General features: G+C 38.5%; 15 protein-coding genes. 2 read left to right on the top strand and 13 right to left on the bottom strand.

What is annotated here, in order from left to right:
- Positions 1 to 177: 177 nt before the first annotated feature.
- The 10 genes from V7K41_RS18100 to V7K41_RS18055 all read right to left on the bottom strand — a co-directional run bounded on the left by V7K41_RS18100 (position 178) and on the right by V7K41_RS18055 (position 12,353).
- Positions 178 to 4,032 (bottom strand): glycosyltransferase, encoded by a 3,855-nt coding sequence (locus tag V7K41_RS18100; RefSeq protein ID WP_334850314.1) that lies wholly within the window; start codon positions 4,030 to 4,032, stop codon positions 178 to 180.
- A gap of 24 nt (positions 4,033 to 4,056) precedes the next feature.
- A complete protein-coding gene (locus V7K41_RS18095) occupies positions 4,057 to 5,271 on the bottom strand; it encodes an aminotransferase class I/II-fold pyridoxal phosphate-dependent enzyme (RefSeq protein WP_334850312.1) in 1,215 nt (404 codons plus the stop codon).
- Positions 5,272 to 5,633: 362 nt separating this feature from the next.
- Positions 5,634 to 6,689, bottom strand: a complete 1,056-nt coding sequence (locus V7K41_RS18090; RefSeq protein ID WP_334850310.1) for an FkbM family methyltransferase — start codon at positions 6,687 to 6,689, stop codon at positions 5,634 to 5,636.
- Between the two features lie 274 nt (positions 6,690 to 6,963).
- A complete protein-coding gene (locus V7K41_RS18085; RefSeq protein WP_334850309.1) occupies positions 6,964 to 7,608 on the bottom strand; it encodes an acetyltransferase in 645 nt (214 codons plus the stop codon).
- Positions 7,609 to 7,612: 4 nt separating this feature from the next.
- Entirely contained in the window at positions 7,613 to 8,716 is a 1,104-nt protein-coding gene (locus V7K41_RS18080; protein ID WP_334850307.1) for an aromatic ring-hydroxylating oxygenase subunit alpha, read from the bottom strand.
- 29 nt (positions 8,717 to 8,745) lie between these two features.
- Positions 8,746 to 9,510 carry an SDR family NAD(P)-dependent oxidoreductase gene (locus V7K41_RS18075; RefSeq protein ID WP_334850305.1) on the bottom strand — a complete coding sequence of 255 codons (765 nt, stop codon included), beginning with the start codon at positions 9,508 to 9,510 and terminating at the stop codon, positions 8,746 to 8,748.
- Entirely contained in the window at positions 9,507 to 10,580 is a 1,074-nt protein-coding gene (locus V7K41_RS18070) for a ketoacyl-ACP synthase III (protein WP_334850303.1), read from the bottom strand. Before V7K41_RS18070 ends, V7K41_RS18075 begins: the two co-directional genes overlap by 4 nt.
- 7 nt (positions 10,581 to 10,587) lie before the next feature.
- The gene (locus tag V7K41_RS18065; protein ID WP_334850301.1) at positions 10,588 to 10,812 is read right to left on the bottom strand and encodes an acyl carrier protein; all 225 of its coding nucleotides are present in this window, start codon (positions 10,810 to 10,812) and stop codon (positions 10,588 to 10,590) included.
- Positions 10,813 to 10,829: 17 nt separating this feature from the next.
- Entirely contained in the window at positions 10,830 to 11,849 is a 1,020-nt protein-coding gene (locus V7K41_RS18060; protein ID WP_334850299.1) for a ketoacyl-ACP synthase III, read from the bottom strand.
- A 108-nt stretch (positions 11,850 to 11,957) separates the two neighbouring features.
- Positions 11,958 to 12,353, bottom strand: a complete 396-nt coding sequence (locus V7K41_RS18055; RefSeq protein ID WP_334850297.1) for a tetratricopeptide repeat protein — start codon at positions 12,351 to 12,353, stop codon at positions 11,958 to 11,960.
- 877 nt (positions 12,354 to 13,230) lie between these two features.
- Between V7K41_RS18055 and V7K41_RS18050 the strand changes: the two genes are divergently transcribed.
- Positions 13,231 to 13,449: a DUF4327 family protein gene (locus tag V7K41_RS18050; RefSeq protein WP_012407469.1), complete on the top strand. Its 219-nt coding sequence runs from the start codon at positions 13,231 to 13,233 to the stop codon at positions 13,447 to 13,449.
- An 89-nt stretch (positions 13,450 to 13,538) separates the two neighbouring features.
- On the opposite strand, the gene V7K41_RS18045 is transcribed toward V7K41_RS18050, so the two are convergent.
- The 3 genes from V7K41_RS18045 to V7K41_RS18035 all read right to left on the bottom strand — a co-directional run bounded on the left by V7K41_RS18045 (position 13,539) and on the right by V7K41_RS18035 (position 18,048).
- A complete protein-coding gene (locus V7K41_RS18045; RefSeq protein ID WP_334850295.1) occupies positions 13,539 to 14,822 on the bottom strand; it encodes a protein kinase domain-containing protein in 1,284 nt (427 codons plus the stop codon).
- A gap of 127 nt (positions 14,823 to 14,949) precedes the next feature.
- Positions 14,950 to 16,935, bottom strand: coding sequence for a serine/threonine phosphatase (locus V7K41_RS18040; RefSeq protein ID WP_334850293.1), 1,986 nt, complete (start codon positions 16,933 to 16,935; stop codon positions 14,950 to 14,952).
- A 321-nt stretch (positions 16,936 to 17,256) separates the two neighbouring features.
- Complete coding sequence (locus V7K41_RS18035; protein ID WP_334850291.1) at positions 17,257 to 18,048, bottom strand: basic amino acid ABC transporter substrate-binding protein; 792 nt, start codon at positions 18,046 to 18,048, stop codon at positions 17,257 to 17,259.
- A gap of 134 nt (positions 18,049 to 18,182) precedes the next feature.
- Here V7K41_RS18035 and V7K41_RS18030 point away from each other — a divergent pair, with 134 nt between their 5' ends.
- A complete protein-coding gene (locus V7K41_RS18030; RefSeq protein ID WP_334850289.1) occupies positions 18,183 to 19,382 on the top strand; it encodes an aminotransferase-like domain-containing protein in 1,200 nt (399 codons plus the stop codon).
- The last annotated feature ends 132 nt before the right edge of the window (positions 19,383 to 19,514 follow it).

The following is a 19,514-nucleotide window of genomic DNA, read 5'->3' as shown; positions in this document are numbered from 1 at the left end:
CCCTACGAGGATATATATTCACCTGTAGTTCATTTTTTTTCTGTACCTTACCTATGCAGGAACCGCTATATCTATGAAGTGCTTGCCTATCTAGCATGGCAAGTTTAAGAGATAATATAAAAATAAGAAATACAATTTGGATAAGTATGTCTGCTAAAGATATCTTTCATGAAGTGATTAAACAAGTGTGATCTCTAATTTTGATGCGATCAAGCTATCTACATCGCAGAATGGGAGATTTTCTGCTTTCGCTTGTGCGATCGCCTCTTGATTATCTGTTGCTAAAGCAATTCGAGTATGAATTCTAGCCAAAAGAGTTTTCCATTGTGTATCACTCATCTTACTAAGCAGAGAAATTTCTGGCCCTTCAGTTATATCTACATCATCTTCCATGAGCAAATTCATGGTCAAAGACGATAAAAGCATATCGGCTTCTTCTTCAGAAATATTGTGAGTATCTATGAGGAGAGTTATGTGGCTTTTATCTGGGTGAGTGGTGAGAGTAGAAATGACACTTGCTAAATCTTGATATAGTAGGTCTTCTGGCTGTAACCAGTCTGGGAAAATGATTAAGTTAATATCTCCTAAGCGGAAATTTTGACTCAGAGTATCTGCAAGATATTTACTAAATAGTTGTTGGAAGAGGCTGCCTGTTTTAGCTGAGTAAGCGCGGCTATCTAGAAAACTAGGATTAGCTTGCATTTTTTCCTTGATTTGGGCACTCTTTTGTTGGCGTAATTCAGGATCGGTTCCGAGTGCGATCGCTAACTGTATATAAGACTCTTCGCTATCTGCAACTAAATCAGGTACATCGAGTGCTTGCACCATTGCAGCCCCCATTGCAGAGCGAAAGCTAGTTCCTCGTCTAGCAATTACTGGTAAATTAACCTGTAGTGGTTCTATCAAAGAAGTTGTTCCAGCAAATGGAAAAGAATCTAGATAAACATCAGCAATTTTAAAGTATTCTTTAACTTCTTCGCGCTTTGGCACTGGCTGAGGATCTAAAACTATTAATTGTTCTGCTGGTATCCCATGCTTTGAAAACACTTTAATTAAGTAATTTACAAAAGCTTTCTTAGGATAATTGTTTGACCAATTCGGGCCAAATGGCAGAAGCACTAATACAGAGTTGGGAACTCCAGAAATTATTTTTGCCCAAGTATTAATTAGTTCAGGGATAATTTTAAAGAAGTTAGCACCAGAGATAAAAATAACTGTTTCTTCAGATATACCCAAACTTTCTCGATCGACTTTGATAGTTACATTTTCTTCTTCATTACCATAACTAAAGCAATGAGCAGTTCCTTCAAGTTTCACCAACTTTTCTTGATATTGCTGTTGTGCCATTTCTGATGGATCGGTTAGTGTACCAGAAATGTAATAATCTATATGCCGCATTCCTGTTGTTACAACAGATCCGCCACTTGTGACTTGTATTCTAGCTAACCGATGCATTGATAAGAAGCAAATTTGATTGGTTACTGCCGTCACATTGGTAGCAATGAATAATATATCGAGATCATCAGCACGAATAATATTTACCTGTTCTGCTAAATTTTGTGGTAGTAGTTTAAAGGAGTTTGCACAGCTTTGGCAATATTCCTCTAGTTGATGGTCAGTTTGATTAAGAGAGTACAAAATTACTTCAAAATCTCTACTGATATACTCATAAATAGGAAGGTAAGCAAATGTTTCAGAACCAGGTAAAAAATGTGCTGCTAGGACACCCAAGCGAATTTTTTTTCTGGTTATAGGTCTATTAGGAAACTCATAATCTACCTCATAACCCTTAAACTTCAGGAAAAACTCTATAATTTCTCCACGTTTAACATAGATATCTTTAAGATTATGCTCATTAAAATATAGGTGAATAAAATTAACAATGGGTGCAAAATTATTAATTATTTCATGCCAAAACTGAGAATCAGAATTTTTGACTATTGATGTGTGTAAGTAATCAATCCACCCCTGCATATAGTAATAATAATTATTTGCATCACCAAGTTTTTTAAAGTTAACTGGGTTATAAAATAAAAATTGTAAATAGTCCTTAAGTAACCAACGAGGTATGCGAGAGAGGTCATGCTGTAATGGTAACTGGTCAGCATGGCGATACAGCATAGCTGCTAGTAAATTCTGAATTGCTTTTGGCTGATCAAAACCTTGAGATATACTTTTAACTATATCATTAGCAAAAATCTGTTCTTCATTAGTCAGACTTTCATATTTGATACTACTATTCACTAACATCTTATGTGTTTTACCTAGCAGACCCACATACATATCTGTTATCTGCTCATCTGAAATATTCAAGCATTCTTCTGCTATTTGTTTTCGCAACTGATGCAGTTCTGCATTTTGCTCACTTAAAGTTGCGTATTTATAAAGAGCTTGCTGTCTAGTTGCTTGAGGATATTGTGTATCACTGTAAATTGTCTGAAACAGTTTTTTATAATCTAATAAAATAGCATCTTTTAAAGCAGCATTTCGACGAGTTTGTTGTTGTGGATGTATCCTAAAGTGAGATAAAACTTTGTCAACAAAACCAATTTTATATTGACTCATAATTCTGAGCCACATTTCTAAATCTACAAGTTGACAAAACTCAGAATTAAATAATCCTACTTTTTCAAAAACATCTTTTCTAATTAAGACTGTGCTTGGCTCTCCAACTTTATTAATGGGATTGTCAAGTATATTTGAGTTTTGCAAAAGTTGTTGTCCTGATTGAATCAACTTTAGTCTTGACCAAGCTTTGTGTACATCCTTAGCTTCATGATGCATTAAAAAATTTGAATCATAGACAGAATCGTGAGTATTAGTAAAAAGTCTTCTTGGCGAAAAAACCAAACCTATCTCTTCGTCCTCTTCCGCCAAAGTCACCATTTCTTCAATAGCATTTGGCTCTAATAAGTCATCTTGAAATAAAAACTTTATATACTTGCCTTTAGCTTGAGAAATACAGAAATTCCAATTTTGAGCCAGTCCATATTGACTATGCTCAAGAATTAAAAAATCAAAGGATGAATTTTGTTTAAATGACTTAGCAATCTCAACTGTTCTGTCAGTAGAATTATCATCAGATAAAATAACTTCTATATTTGTATAAGTTTGGCATAACACACTGTTAATAGCTTCTGCAACAAAATGTTCACCATTGTAAGTAGGAATACAAATACTAACTAAAGGCTGTATTTGTAAATTATTAGTTTTTTTGTAAGTAGTTTCTTGCTGTGATTTATTTACTTCTTCATACTCTAAGACATTAGCTAATTGTTGAGAGTAGAAATTTATGGATGTATTTATAATTGCTTGATATTGAGAACTAAAATTAGATTTTAGAGTCTCAAGCATTCTAATAGTTTCTTTTAGTTGATATCCTCGGCTTTTACTAGACCATACTCCTTTTGCATGAACTCTATATGCTGCCATCACTTCATCAATATATCCAATTTTTCCATGCTGTGCATTGAAAATATGGCAAATCCAATCTCCCATACTTTGTTCAGAAAACCAATCAGGAAACTCTTTTATCAAACCAGCACGATACACTACTGAAGGAGTAGAAATAAAATTGTTTATTAACAAATCTTCTATAGTAGACGTTTTTGGCTGATTGTGTAGGAAAATCTGAGGTGAGTGGCTGTTATCTTGCCAAAATATTAATACATTATGAAAAGATATAGCATAATCTAGGTTTTTATCTAAAAAATCTACTTGTTTTTGTAGTTTTTTGCTTGAAGTCCAGTAGTCATCACCTTCTAAAGCTGCGATATACTGACCTTGGCAAGCTTGCAATGAATTCATAAAGTTTTTGTGCATACCAAGATTTTGATCGGGCAATAACAACCGAATTTTTTCGGGATAATTCCTTTGATAATCAATTACAATTTGGCGTGTATTATCTGTAGAATAGTCTTCTCCTATAACAACTTCATATTCAAAATTAACTTGTTGCATTAAAACACTTTCAATGGCCTGGGCAATATAATTTTCATGATTATAGGTAGTTATTAAAACACTAACTTTCATACTTTTATCTCTCAGATATAAATTTTAGATGTGTGAATAATATCGGATCTTGGAAAGTTCGCAACTATTTGCGACGACTAACTTGATAATTTGACAAATTTGGCTGATATCTTCTGGTTTTAATGCTGTACCTGTTGGTAGACAGAGTACTCGATTGACAAGTTTCTCAGTTTCAGGTAGCAATAGCCTATTGTAAGGAAAATAAGAGCGATAAGGTTCCATATTATGACAACCTGGATAAAAGTATTTTCGAGCAATAATATTTTCAGCCTGTAATATTTCAACTAAATAATCTCGGCTTATACCAAAAACTTTTTCATCAATTTCTAAAACAATATACTGATAATTACAATTTTGTGTTTGATCGTAAGTAATAAGTTTTAGTCCAGGAATATCCTGTAATTCTTGTTTATATTGTTGGTAATTACGATAATTGATAGCAACAAACTCTTCTAAACTTTCAAGTCCTGTCAAACCCATTGCTGCTGATGTTTCATGCATTTTTCCGTTTGTACCTATATAGATAACACGATCGATACCGACAAAACCAAAGTTTGTCATTAAACGAATTTTTTCTGCTAGTTCATCGCTATTTGTAACAATTGCCCCTCCCTCAAATGTGTTCAAAAATTTAGTTGCGTGGAAGCTAAAAACTTCGGCATCTCCAAAAGTACCAATCATATGTCCTTGATGCGAACAGCCGAAGCCATGAGCTGCATCAAACATCAATTTTAAGTTGTGAGTACGGGCAATTTTACTTAAAGCCTCCACGCTACAAGGACGACCCCACAAATGAACACCAATAATGCCTGTAGTACGTGGAGTTATTAATTGCTCTATTTGCTTTGGATCGATGTTGTGAGTTTCCGGATCGATATCACAAAATACAGGAGTAATTTCTTGCCATTGTAGAGCGTGTGCAGTTGCGATAAAAGTAAAAGAAGGGACAATAACTTCGCCTTTTAAACCTGCTGCGCGGATGGCTATTTCTAATGCTACCGTAGCATTGCAGCTAGCAATGCAATGCTTTACTCCGATAAATTCAGCAATACGTTGCTCAAATTCTTGTACAAAAGGACCATTGTTCGTTAGCCATCTTCTATCTAAGATGTCATTGATACGCGATAGGAAATTTTGACGGTCGCCGATGTTAGGACGACCAACGTGCAATTTTTCTGTGAAGATTGGTATACCAGTAAATATAGCTAAATTATTCAACTGTTGTTTCATCTGAAGCATTTTTTTATTTTGTTTTTAGTTAGGAAATCTTAAAAACTATTTGAAACCAATTATTGTACGATATTTTAAAAATGAGTATATTTGATATATTTAAATTTAAAAGTATTAAAGTTTGTTATGATATAGCTTGAGCCTATTTTATTTGTGTTTTTAGACTAAATTATAACTAACCTCCCTATAGGAATCATATTTGAATATTACTAGGTATTTTGAGATTTTAACCTATGTCCAACAAGGTTTCGGTTAATCTTAATTTTCAAAAATCAAATACTATTCCTAACTATAATTTGGTTACAATTATTGAAAGAGACTACTAATAAAGAGAGCAAAAATCTCAGAACAACCTTAATTTTTTTTGTTATTTATTCCCTAATTTTGGCGTAAAGCACTGTTTCCTCTCCATGTATCGTGTAATGATCTATGTACAACTGGTAGCCAATATCTAAACTATGGATAAAAATAGGAATTTCAAAAATATCATTTGGTCTATGATATATAGAGATAGCAAGTTTTGGACCGAACTTACGGATAGTTTCTATAGCTCCCTGCAAGGCACTTAACTCAGCACCTTCAATATCCATTTTTATAAAATCCACTCTATCTATACTTTTTTCATATACAAGTTGATCGATTGTGGTAGTAGCTATAGGTATTGCCGATGGAATGTTACTAATATTTGCAGCAGGCCCATCGCCATGTAAATAAAGCTGAGTTTCTAAACTATCTGCTAGAGCATAATCACTAATAACTACTCTCTCTGCCAAATCCTCATTTTGCATCAAATTGTAGCAACACACATCTAAATTATGTGGCTCTATTTCAAACGAAAAAACTTTGCCTTCTGAACCAATAGTTGATGCAAAAGCTATTGCTGTATCACCAAAACAGGCACCGGCATCAATAACATAATCTCCAGGTTCAGGACATATTTGAACATTATTTCTACTAAAGTAATACTGTTTAAACAAAAATGTCCAAGCTACATTGCCCCACCAGCAATCAATAGTAATATGTTGATCTTCAAAGCTAACCATATACTTCTGCAATTCACCAAAAATACCAGAGTAATCTGTATCAGATTCTGAAACCATCATTTTCCTAGCTTTCTGTCTGTCTTGCCAGTGTTGTTCATTATTGGTAGGTAATTTAAAGTGTAGATGTCCTACCAATCGGAAAAGTAATAAGTTTCTTAACCAATTCTTAGACTCAGAATCAGCTAGAATTTCGTGAACTTGCTGAAGATTCTCCTGATTTTGGAAAAGAAACTTAAGATAATAACTGTATGAGTCTATAAAAATCTGCCTGTTGGTACGATCTTTTTCTGATGTTTTAAACCTATCGTAATCCCAGTTATTTTCCTGGAAAATATGAATATTTACATAAAAAGCATGGATGATTTCATTAATAAATTGGGACATAATTTTGCTGTTATTTATTTAGCTATTATATACATTTATTTTCAAAAATGGGGATTATAATTACTATTTTTACCTATAAATCTCTATTTTTTACATCATTCAAAACAGTCTAATAATCTTGTCTATCTGGATGCAATTTCAGCAACCTATTCATCAGTGCGATCGCACTTTAGGCGTAATAGAGACAATTTATCCAAAACCAATTAATTGGTTATTTATTTTTCACTCTAACAATAGAAATAAAATACAATTTAATTACTAGAAATAAATACTTTTATTCTTTTTTTTGCAAGATGGTTTTTGCTGGAACACCAAACACAGTATCTCCTGGTTTTACAGACCTTAAAACAACACTGCCTGCTCCAATAGTTGCAAAATCACCTACTTTTGTTTTTGGTAATAAGTTAGCACTACTACCAATAAAAACACCTTTTCCAAGCTGAACATAACCTGCTAAATCAACATGACTACTCAAAGTACAGCCATCATCAATCTTACTGTCATGACCTATACCACTTCTGGTGTTAACTGTCACAAAGTTACCAACACTTGTGTCACAAGAGACACTAGAAAATGGACAAAAGACACATCCTCTACCAATTTTGGCATTTTTGGCTACTATTACTGTTGGATGGATTAAGGTTATAAACTTTGCACTACGTTCCTCAAGCTTTTTTGCTAAATCTAGTTTATTACGAGTATCTGCTATGGCCATTACTAATAAATCTTCATTATGAGGAATATAATCTTGTATACCCCCTACAATCGGTATGTCATAATCATAATTTTCTAAGGCGTTTAAATCATCACAAATAAATCCACCTACAGACCATTCCGACTGATGTTTAGAGGCATCTGAAGCCCACAAAAAAACTTCTCTTCCAAATCCACCAGCACCAACTATGAGTAGACGTTTCATTTTTTTAATCCAACTTTTTATTCATTACAGAAATATATGCTTTTTGAAATTCTTGTATTCGTTTTTCTCTCATACTAAGAATTCCATATTTCTCACTTTCAGAAATTCCTAATTGATTCTGTTCACAGATTACCCAATCCTCACTAAGAACTTTGTTATTAAACTCTAAAATTGACTTAGATAATACTTCAACTATTGCCTGTTGGGAGCTAGAAATTTCATTAGTATTGTTGTCTAATTTACTTAAAAATAGGTAGCTTTTAAATTTCGTTTCACTAGGACTGGTAGCATAAACTGATTGAATACTAAATGATAGCCCCTGTGTCGTTGCTAACATTAAGTTAGGGAAAAGTAAATAATGGTAATATTTATCTAATTTGTAAGGTCTATTTGAAAAAATAGACTCTAGCTTTTCCATTTTCTTACTCTGAGTTTTCGGAACTAGAGTTCCTAATGAGTGCAAATTTAAGAAAGAATAATTGCATTCAGGTATCAAAACCCTACCTAAACTTTGTGGGTGAATTTGTTTAACATGATAGTCTTCTAACGAGTTTTCTACTACAACTTTCCAATTAGCTTTAATAGTTGCTTCATAACAACCATTTTTTTGACCCAATGCTTTGGAAATGCTTTCTAAAGTATTAAAGATTTCTTCTTGCAAATATTCTTTGAGTGTTTTTTGGTCATCATATCTTTTAACAAAAACTAAAGAGCCACATATCTCTACTAACCATTGCTCAAGTCTCAATAATTGAACAGCAGAGTCATCCAGATTAGTAAACTCAGACTTACATGGAATAGCTACAGGAATACCATCACTATCGTAAACCCAACCATGATATGGGCATTTGAGAGGTTCATTTCCATGACTAAATTGGCGAATACGACTCAATCGGTGGGAGCAAACATTATGAAATGCTTTCAACTCACCATGAAAGTTTTGAACTATAACTGACTTACCACCTACTTCTGCACAAATATAGTCATTATGGTTTTTTAAATCTAAAGTGAATCCCACAAACTGCCAAAGATGGTGAAAAATGTGAGTCTGTTCTTGTTTAAAAATATCCGTACTTGTGTAGAAAGAAGGATGTATATAAGATTGCATACTTTTTCGATCGCCATATAACTGTTCTACTAGCGCACCATATACCCACCGTCAATTACTAAGTTTGTGCCAGTCATCCATCGTGAGGCATCAGAGAGTAAAAATAGGACGGTATTTGCTACATCTTCAGGCTTTCCAAATCCTAGTAAATGTCTATTTTGCAGTTCTGAAATTGCGGTTGTAGCACTGATTGCTCTCCACTCAGCGATCATCTCTGTTTCCACTGCTCCAGCCAAAATGGAATTAACCCGAATTTTACGCGGTGCCAACTCACAAGCAAGTGAGCGAACCATACCATCAACTCCTGATTTGACAGCAGAGTAAGCAGTCATACCTAGCTGACCTCTAGAACCTATGACAGAAGACATCAACACAATCGATCCACCATCGGTTATTACACCTTTAGAAGATGAGGCGCGAGCGATACCAAATGCTGCAAACAAACTGCTCTGGAGGAGACTTTCTAAATGAGATTGTTTGATCATTCTTGCTGGTAGAACTAATCCTAATCCTGCTGAATGAAATACGCCCGATAGCGAACCGTATTTTCCAGCAATAGACTTCACCCAATCAGCTACCTCGTCAGCATTAGACAAATCAAAAGGCAAAGCTACATGATTAGTTCCTGCCATAGCTTCAATACAAGCTGCCAACCTAGATTCGTTCCGACCAGAAACTAACACCTGCCCACCACATTCAGCAATCATGATTGCGGCTACTTTTCCAAGACCAGATGAAGCTCCTGTAACCAGGAAAACTTTTCCTTTTAGTGCATCGGGAGCAAATATACTCATGGCTGAAAATCAATCATCTCAATGACATCAAGTGGACCAACATTAAGTACAGTAGAACCCCAAGAGTAACCTACACCGAAACCAAACATTGCTAAACGGATAGATTTTTCTTGTAATAACGAACCCAGATTATCAATCATCAGTAATGGGATAGAGGCACTACTGGTGTTCCCAAATTTGTTGATGTTGATGGGAATCCGATCCATTGGCAATTTTGCTTTTTTCATCAAGTGTTTGAGCATAAATAAATTGGCCTGATGGAAGAGAAAAGCATCGAAATCATCAACTTTTAAGCCTGAAAATTCAATTGTTGATGATATCAAGGGAGGCACTACTTGCATAGTGAAGGTAAATATTTCAGTACCATCCATGTAAAGACAATTTGGGTCTTTACCTTCTAGTCTTGGATCGTTTGCAAGAGAGTAATCCTTAAATCCACCACGAGGAACAATCAAATTATGAGTTCCTTTTCCATCAGTACCAAGTATAAAAAAAGCATCATTTAGAGAATTCTCAGAATACTCTAACGCAGTGACAGTTGCCGCATCTCCAAATAGCATAGCGGTAGAGCGATCGGAGGGATTTATGCACCGACTACTAGTGTCACCAATTGCCAGAAGAACACGTTTAGCAGCTCCTGTTTGAATCATATTTAAGCCTAGCCACAGAGCATAGGGATAAGCTGAACAGCCAAGATTAATATCAAAGGCTAAACAGGAAGGATGAAGTCCAAGACGACCATGAAGTGAACAAGCAGTTGCCGGAAGACGATAATCTGGTGTTTGAGATACGAAGATTAAAGCATCAATGGATTCTCTTTGCCAGTCTAAACCGCTTAAAAGACGTTCTACTGCTTGGTAACAAAGATCTGCTGTTGAAACTCCTTCATCTACCCAACGTCGATGCTCAACACCAATCATCTTAACTACTTCACTAACAACATCTGCACCAAACTGTTCTGCAAAATAGTTATTAGAAATTTGATGGGTTGGTAGACAAGCTACGACTCCGGCTATACGACCTCCTTTTGTTCTAACTTGCTTGCCAACTGGTGCGTTGATGACACTCATATATGAATTATCCTCTTTGCTTTTCGGAGATGAGTTTTTCAATATCTCCTACTGTCTCAGAAGCGGCAAGAGAATCTCCACTCAGCATCACATTAAAGCAGTCATCGACTAGCGCAATTGTAGAAATAAATGCAAGTGAATCCCAATCCATTCTAGTTAGATCGAGACTTGGAGAAACTTCGTTGACATCAATCTCAAGTATTTCGGCTAGACCTTCATAAAAAGTTTGCATGATTTAACTCCTAAAAATCAAAATTTAACTACCGTTGCAGCCCAAGAATATCCAACTCCAAACCCTAACAACAATAATCTATCCCCTCGCTTTAAGTTAGATTTATTAAGCATTGACTCCAGGGTAATGGGTATGCTTGATGATACTGTATTTCCGCACATTTCTAAAAAAATGGGAAATTTTTCTTCAGGTAAATTGAGCTTTTTTCGTAAAGCATCAAGGATAAACTGATTAGCCTGATGCAAAACAATATAGTCAAAATCATCTAAAGCTCCGCCACATTTTTTTAGTAAATTATTTATTACTTTTGGCACTGAAGAAAGTGTAAATGCTATCACTTCAGAACCATTCATATATAGATTGTCTTGTGACCTCACATTCCCAGAATCATCAATTTCTTCTTTTCCCGTATTTTCAGAACGTGCAGAACGGAAACCACCTGTTTTAACGATTATGTTATTAGCTCCATTGCCATCAGTTCCAAATACGAAAGGCCCGATAAATTCTTCATCTGTATCGTCCGATGCTTCAATTAAGGTGGCTGTTGCCCCGTCGCCAAATAAGGTGCGTACACTCTTATCCATAGGATGAATTAATTTTGAGTAGGTATCTGCCGTCAGGAAAAGAACTCTACGAGCAGATCCGGTTTCGATAAGTCCTTTTGCAACAGATAAGCCATAAACAAAACCCGAACAGCCAAGATTAATATCAAAGGCCCCAGCAGTATTAGGAATTCCCAGACGATCTTGAAGTAAACAGGCGGTGGTAGGTAAAAAGTAATCTGGTGTTTGAGTACAGAGAATAACAAAGTCGATATCTCCTGGAGTAACAGTATTTTTTTCAAATAAATTACGGGTTGCCTTAAAAGCCAAGTCAGCAGCAGTTTCATCATCTACCGCAATACGTCTTTCAATAATTCCTGTTTTTTGATAAATCTTTTCAGAAGACCAACCTGGATAAATTTTGGTTAAATCATCATTATGCAAAATTTCTTTGGGCAGATATGATGCAATGTCAACTATTCGAGAGCGAAACATATTTTTTATAGAAATATCGAATTAACGATTATTCATGGACGAGTCGACAGTTAAAATAATTTCATCTTAGTGTTCAAGGAAACTAATTAACCACTTAGCGATCGCCATTTACTTCTCCTTTCCCTGTTGCTTCTTAATCTGCTCTAATACAACTTTGTAATCTTGCCGATCCGGGTGCAACTTCACCAACTTCTCTAAAGGCTCCATTGCACCTTTAGCATCCTTCAATTGCAACCGCAGCACAGACAGTTTCTCTAAAGCAAGTTGGTTTTCTGGTTCCCGTTGTAAAACCAACTCGTAGCCCTGTGCCTGTTGCTGTAATCCTGACTCAGGAGAAGCAGACGCAATTGCTGGCTTGGGTTGAGTAGCCTGTTGGATTGCCGGAATGACTGCAAATACCGTAGAACCAAAAAACGAGAACATCGACACGATCGTGACAATCTTTTGTCGCCGCTGAATCTGCTTTTTGCGGGTAACTAGGTATTCTGCATCCGAACTAGCCATGCTTCACATACTTGCTGCGGTAAATACTTAGGTATCAGCAAGCCTCCGTTCTGAGGATACCCATCTGCTCAACACAAACTAACATTTTCGCTAAAAATTTTTTACACAAACTTCAAATGCTGACTCTGAAGACGAGGTACCTTATGGTAAGCCCATGCTACACGGACAATTTTGCCATGCGATCGCTCCTATACTTCAAAGCAAAACCCTCCAAGTCTTATTCTCTGGGCAAAACATTAAAATTATATAAAGATTTGCAATTAATTTGCCTAAAGCCAGATGTTTGCGATATTGTAAACAACATTTAAATCAACAGAAAGAGTACATATTTCTACTCAAGTGCAAATTTCCCTGTCAGTCAAAAATTTTCAAACTAGCCCGTATCCTATAGGTTATTCAACAAGCAAGCATATTTTTCGTGATTCAAACAAATAGAATTTTCCCAGTCGTTCTCAATCACACTACTTAGTGGAACTTCCCTGAGGACTAATTATTCTGCTCGGCGTCCACAAGAGATATCTTACGAAAGGTAGTGTTGCACTCTTCCAGAAAAAAGGTAGACGTAAAGAGGAAAAACAAAAGGGACAAAGGTTAAAGGAAAAAGGGTAAACATAAACATCCCTTACCCCTTCTCCCAAAACTTTTGTCTGGCTTCTGCAAAAAGTTTAAGGACTGCTTGGTAAAATTGGGATTTTCTGGTGGTAATTACCGTACAAAACCGAATTTGCCAGTAACTTAGTAGAGTTTGTTATGGTATAGTTAAAAAGTTAAGACTAGCTTTACCAAATTACACCACTCTACGGGCCGGCAACAATTGCAGAATGGAAAGCAGTTTTAATTAAGCATTTACCCACAAAATCAGAATTCAATCGAGGTTATGACTCAGCAAGTGATTCACCCAATGGTGAAATTGCAGCGCAACGTGCAATCACTCATAGAATCGAATATTATCAAGCCAAGCGATAGCATCTGGAAAATCGCTCTGCTCTATGGTAATGAATGGCAGCACTGGAAACAAGAACTGCTTGACTTTGGCTTTAGTATGCAAGACCCAGTTAGTGAATTGCTAGCTGTAGAAACTTGGGATGAGGAGTAGGGAATGGGGAATAGGGGATAGGAATTTTTACGATTCACTACTCCCTGATACAGATGCGATTAATTGCATTTGTACCCAATTTCTACTCTCTAAACTTTGCAGGCAGCTAAAGCCGCAGCTAATTCCTTTGCATTTTGATAGCGATCGCGTGGCAATGGTTCTGTAACGCGGTCGATCGCATCCCTTAATTGGGAACTAATGGTGGGAACTTTTGCCACATCAAACCTGAAGTTTCGCCCTCGTTGGCGGTAATACTTGAAAGGGTTTTCGCCTGTGAGCAGAAAAATCAGTGTTGGCCCAATTGCATACAAATCAGATTGAGTCAAAGGTTGTCCTCGTTCTTGTTCAGGAGCGCAATAACCTTCTGCACCAATTCGAGTACCAGGCGCTGTACCAATTTCCTTAACTGCGCCAAAATCTAGTACCACGATGCGATTTCCTGAACTTCGCACCATTAAATTGGCGGGTTTAATATCGCGGTGAATCAGTGGAGGCTCTTGGCTATGAAGATAGTCTAAAATATCGCAGGTTTGGATCATCCAAGCGATCGCTTGATTTGGTGTCACTGGACCAGTGGTATAGACACGTTTCTCCAAATCTTGTCCGTGGATTAATTCCATTGCCAAGTATTTTTTTCCGCCTTCTACAAAGAAGTCATAATACTTGGGAATTCCAGGATGATTAAGACATTTGAGAGTGTGCGCCTCTCGCTCAAATAACTCTTGAGCTTTGACAATTTTCAGCATATCAGCATTCATTTGCTTCAACACCAGCAGTTGTGGCACGCCCGCAATCACACCAGCCTCATCCCAAGCCAGATAGGTAGTACCCATACCTCCTTGTCCGAGAGTTCGCAACACCTGATAATGGCGAATTTTCTGTTGGACTGAGAGAGGTTGACCGCAGTGGATACAAAACAGATTTTTTGGGGAGTTGCCTTCGTGCGTGCAAGTGGAGGATGAATTTGCCAGATTTTTTGCTGAGTAAAGCGTCTCGGCTGCATTTTCTTCTGTTCCTTGTATTTGTTGCGATCGCAAACCAGTTTCCAGTACTGTTACCTCCTGAATTTGGAATTGCAGTATTGGTCCTCCCTGTGCCAATTGCAAAAGGGAATTATCTGGTAACGGACTCTGAAGTACAAGGATACCATTGAGAAAAGTCCCATTTGTACCCTGACTAATCAGCTGCCAAGTATAACCATTGCTAGCGTCACCGACTTGTCTAAGTTCCAAATGATGCCGCGAAACCAAACTATCATTTAAAACAACGTGATTATCTGCCGCTCGACCAATCCGAATTATGGAGGAGTTCTCAAAGCACCACTGCTGAAGGGGCGTTTTCTGTTGCGGTTCTAACAGGGTCAGACTAACCACAATACAATCTATAAGGTAAGAGGACTGGGTATTGGGGATTGGGTATTGGGGATTGGGGATTGGGGATTGGGTATAAAGAATTTTATCTTAGTCCCTAGTCCCCAGTCCCCCGTCCCCAGTCCCTTCTTTAACTTTCCAGATTTGGACGTACTTTTGCCCGAACAAGTATACCAGTAATATTGTCGTGACCGTTGTGTTGATTTGCCAAATCAATTAAATCTGTAACGCCCCGTTCTAAGTTAACACCAGAACTAAGTAAGGGTTCTAAATGAGTTTGCCAATGGGTTTCTAGTAAATCATTATCTGATAGACCGTCCGATGCCAACAGCAGCAGAGTATCTTCATTGATGTCGAAAAAGCCGACGTCGGGATTAATCGAGTTTTCATCACGAGGCCCCAAGGCTTGGGTGAGTTGGTAGGCATCTGGGCGGGCGTAAGCTATGCTTGCTTCCACTCCTCGGTTAATTTCCCGTTGCCCAACTTCGTGATCTACTGTGACTTGTTCTAGTCCCTGCTTGCGCGTCAGGCGATAGAGACGGCTATCTCCCACATGAGCGACTGCTGCTTGAGTATCTTGAATTAAAAGCATTACTAAAGTTGTACCCATACGCCCAACTCCTGAACGGGCATCTTGTTGATTGAGCTTGTAAATCGCCTCATTAGCTAAATACACTGCCTCACGAATGCTATCTTCTGTTGGCAACTGGTTGGCAATCCAGTGTTCTTGAAAGTATTGCCGTAGGGTGTTGACTGCTAACTCGCTGGCTATCTCGCCACCAGCGTGTCCACCCATACCATCACAAAGAATATACAAACCATGCCCTTCTAAGACTCGACTTTTGGGGAACTCCAGTTTATGAATTTTGGTTTCAATGCCAAAGTAGTCTTCGTTATGATGACGTTGACGCCCCACATCTGTGCGTCCTGCATCTTCTAAGCTACTTAACTGCATCGCCAGCACAACAGTTGCCATATCATCAGTTTTGCTAATGATATCTTCTAACTCATCTGATTGCGGGATGGTGGACACAGCAGTATTTTTCTCCTTTATGGGGGGCAAAGTTGCGCTTCCTAGTGTTTCCAGTTCAACAGAGATTTCCTCCAAACGCGATCGCAATTGTGCGATCGTCTGAATCTTACCTACCTCTAAATCCCCCAACATCTGGACTACGGAGCCAAATTGAGTCCGTTGAGACTGTCTAAATAGTGCTTGCCAAACCCGTCCCAAAGCTTGGATAGTTAACGGCTCCTCTGGAATGGCAGATGCTTGGCTTTGGGCATCTTCTGGCGACTCCGTGGCGGGCTGAGAATTCGATGATTCCACATACAACCTTTGTAGCGCCAAGGTTTGGTCTTCATCCAATCGCAAATTCGACAAATCTAAAAGGCTTTGACGACAATTTACTCGTTCCAATACTGCCCAAAGTTGGGTCATTTCATAACACCAGTGTAAAATTTTTAACGAACTGGTTGTTTCTTCTTGCCACAGGTCGAGTAAATACTGCCAATCCGAGCGGTTTTCGATTATTACTACCTGTATATCACCTTGCTGCCATGCGTCGTGAATCGGTGGTATCCCCAGTTCACCTTGAGATTGTAAAGCAATATAAAGTTTAGCAAAGCGAGGAATCTCACTCGCTTCTACTGATGGCGTCAGCAAATCTGATTCCTGACTTGCTAGTATTGCCTCAATAGGTGATATTTGATACGGCTGGCAGTCTAGAACTCTCACACCTATATCAGTAATAATGGTAGTTTCGGTTTGGACAGGTAGCGGATCTAACAATTGATAGCGCTCTTGGGAGTCTAAATAGGAGCCTAATGTAATTTGAGAACTAGGCGATAGAAGAGATGGGGAAGGTATTGCTTGCTCATCTCCCTCACCTCCCACATCTCCTTCAATTCCCAAAGCTTCTCCAGTTATTTCTTTAGCAATAATTGCCCAAAACACTGTTCCACATTCTGTGTCACAGTTATGACAACGTAATGCATTCACAGGTACATCATCGGTACTGCATTCAGGACAGACCTTGTGAGTCAGGGACGTGCCACAGTTTTGACAGAATTTGTTGCTATTGGGGTTTTCAAATTTACACTGAGGGCAAATCAGCATAGTGGAAGTTCCTTTATTCCCGTTCGTTCCAAGGTGCTTCTAGCCACTAATATCCAAGGTGCCACAATTGGCTGTCCCTGACTACAGTAGATTGTAGTTGATCGATGAATTTTGGTGGCAGTATTAATTGTGACGCATATTAGATAAATATTTCATATATTGGCAAGCAATTCCTTATAAATGGGGAATGGGGAGTGGGGAAAGATGAGGGAGCAGGGGAACAGAGGGGTACAGGAGTGAGGGAGTGAAAGAGAAGAATTAATGACAAATGACAAATGACAAATGACTAATGACAAATGACAAATGACTAATGACTAATGCTCAAGAGTCTGGCAATTGTGGAGGTTCAGCGTCAAACCATTTTTGATAAATTTGCTTGTAATTGCCATTGGATAACAAAGTCGCGATACCTTTGTTAATTGCATCCAAATGGAGGGAATTCTTGGGCATAGCAATCCCGTAGTATTCTTCAGTGAGCAAATCCGCAACAACTCTAATGCCTTTGAGTTTGCCATTTTTAATCGCATACAAAGTCGCGAAAGCATCACTAATCACAGCATCAACGTTGCCATTGAGTAAGTCTTGGAAAAACTCTGGCCCAGAATTAAAAGTACTAATTTTGGCGTTGGGGATGGTTTTGGCAAAATCGGCCCCAGTGGAACCTATTTGGACAGCAATTTTTTTGCCTTTGAGACTATTGAAGTTTTTAATATTTTGATTGTCTTCGCGGACAGCGATCGCAAGTCCGGCTTTAAAATAAGGTCGTGAAAAAGCAATTGTTTTCAGGCGTTCTGCGGTAATTGTGATTCCGCTAATTGCTGCATCGACTCTTTTAGCTTGCAAAGTCGAGATCGTGCCATCAAAGGGCAGACTTTCAAACTGGACTGCAAAACCTGCTACTTTAGCAATCGCATTCATCAAATCAATATCAAAGCCTTCCAAGTTCCCGCTAGCTGTTTGGATCTCAAAAGGGACAAAGGTGGGGTCTGTGGCCACCTTGAGAGGTTTAGCGCCTGGGTTAATAGTGGGATATAAACTCTGACAGGCAATAATCAGTAGTAGGCAGCCTAAGCTTAGAATTAGCTGCTGCCACTTGAAGTTAATTAATTTCACTATAGTAATTTTGTTCTAGTAATCAAAATTTACGATGCTTGTCATGATGTTATAAGAAAGAATACATACGTATGACTTTTCGCTAATTGCCTTTTTGTGTGTTCTATATTCTGACTCCTAATTTTGAATTGCTTATGGCTTCTACCACTTCTGCTTACCAAATTGCTGATTTGTTCGCCGAACGAGCTAGAAAGCTAGCACCACCAACTTACGGCACAGAGTTAACCAAAATCATCACCGTCAGCTTTGCCTATGGTCTGGCTGACCCAATTCTCTTTCCCCATGCTGACTTGTCTGCTGCAAGTGCTGCTGTACTGGCAGAAGAAGCTCCGATCGCTCTCAATTACGGACCACCTTCAGCCCAACTTTATGAACAAATTATCCTCCGCTTGCAAGCTCAAGGAATCCCTGCCGATCGCGATCGCCTGATCGTTGGCTACGGTTCCGGTCAGATTTTGGGTTTGCTACCAGATGTGTTTGTTGAACCTGGTGATGTCGTAATTGTCGAAGGGCCAACCTTTTTAGAAGTAGTTAATAGATTTGTCCAGGCTGGCGCACGCCTAATTACCATTCCTGTAGACGAATTGGGAATGGATGTGGATGCGTTAGAAGAAACTTTGAGCAATTTGAAGAAACGGGGCATTCGACCCCGATTTATTTACACCATACCCACTTTTCATAATCCCACAGGTGTTACTATGCCGTTATCTCGCCGCCAAAAACTGGTAGCGTTAGCGGCCGAGTATGGCGTGTTGGTGGTAGAAGACGATGCCTACAGCGATTTGCGCTTCCAAGGCGAAGCTGTGCCATCCTTGGCAAGCCTTGACAAGGAGGGGTGGGTGTTATACGTGAATACCTTCTCGAAAATCATTGCGCCTGGTATCAGATTAGGCTGGGCTTGTGGCGATCCAGCAATTATTGAGCGGTTGGCAATGTTCAAAAGTGAAGGGCCTGTGGGGCCGTTTGTCAGCCATGTGGTTGGCCGCTACTGTGCTACAGGCAAACTAGATTATCATATTCAGGAGCTAATCGCCTGGTACAAGCATAAGTGTAATTTGTTGTTAGAAGCGATCGCTCAAGAGTTTCCCAGTGATGTAGTTGCTTTGCGACCAGGTGGTGGCTTTTTCGTTTGGTGTAAATTGCCGCCACACATCAGCGCCAAAGCACTCCTAACTGCTGCCAATGAGCAGGGCATCAGCTTTCTGCCAGGAACTCGCTGCTACCCCAATGGACAGGGAGATGATGCCATCAGGTTAGCTTTTAGCTTTCAACCAACTAAGAAGATTGTCGAGGGAATCGCTACCTTGGGAGCAGTGCTGAGGGGATGGCGGTAATTTGTAATTGATTATTAGTACCTTGTTCCCAGTCTCCCACTGGGAATGCTTTTTGGAAGGCTCCTGCATCCCGTATAGGCGGCAGAACGGAACCAAGAAGATTTCCTTGTTATATCATGTCCGGTAAAAGAC

The organism is Nostoc sp., assembly GCF_036917415.1.
In the GTDB taxonomy this organism is placed as follows: Bacteria; Cyanobacteriota; Cyanobacteriia; order Cyanobacteriales; family Nostocaceae; genus Nostoc.
Note: the sequence above shows the minus strand (reverse complement) of the source record. Positions and strands in the feature narration are given on the sequence as shown.

Coding starts and splice junctions, on each gene's coding strand:
- V7K41_RS18100 (WP_334850314.1), bottom strand. CDS start 4,032: ATGAAAGTTAGTGTTTTAATAACTACCTATAATCATGAAAATTATATT.
- V7K41_RS18095 (WP_334850312.1), bottom strand. CDS start 5,271: ATGCTTCAGATGAAACAACAGTTGAATAATTTAGCTATATTTACTGGT.
- V7K41_RS18090 (WP_334850310.1), bottom strand. CDS start 6,689: ATGTCCCAATTTATTAATGAAATCATCCATGCTTTTTATGTAAATATT.
- V7K41_RS18085 (WP_334850309.1), bottom strand. CDS start 7,608: ATGAAACGTCTACTCATAGTTGGTGCTGGTGGATTTGGAAGAGAAGTT.
- V7K41_RS18080 (WP_334850307.1), bottom strand. CDS start 8,716: ATGCAATCTTATATACATCCTTCTTTCTACACAAGTACGGATATTTTT.
- V7K41_RS18075 (WP_334850305.1), bottom strand. CDS start 9,510: ATGAGTATATTTGCTCCCGATGCACTAAAAGGAAAAGTTTTCCTGGTT.
- V7K41_RS18070 (WP_334850303.1), bottom strand. CDS start 10,580: ATGAGTGTCATCAACGCACCAGTTGGCAAGCAAGTTAGAACAAAAGGA.
- V7K41_RS18065 (WP_334850301.1), bottom strand. CDS start 10,812: ATGCAAACTTTTTATGAAGGTCTAGCCGAAATACTTGAGATTGATGTC.
- V7K41_RS18060 (WP_334850299.1), bottom strand. CDS start 11,849: ATGTTTCGCTCTCGAATAGTTGACATTGCATCATATCTGCCCAAAGAA.
- V7K41_RS18055 (WP_334850297.1), bottom strand. CDS start 12,353: ATGGCTAGTTCGGATGCAGAATACCTAGTTACCCGCAAAAAGCAGATT.
- V7K41_RS18050 (WP_012407469.1), top strand. CDS start 13,231: ATGACTCAGCAAGTGATTCACCCAATGGTGAAATTGCAGCGCAACGTG.
- V7K41_RS18040 (WP_334850293.1), bottom strand. CDS start 16,935: ATGCTGATTTGCCCTCAGTGTAAATTTGAAAACCCCAATAGCAACAAA.
- V7K41_RS18030 (WP_334850289.1), top strand. CDS start 18,183: ATGGCTTCTACCACTTCTGCTTACCAAATTGCTGATTTGTTCGCCGAA.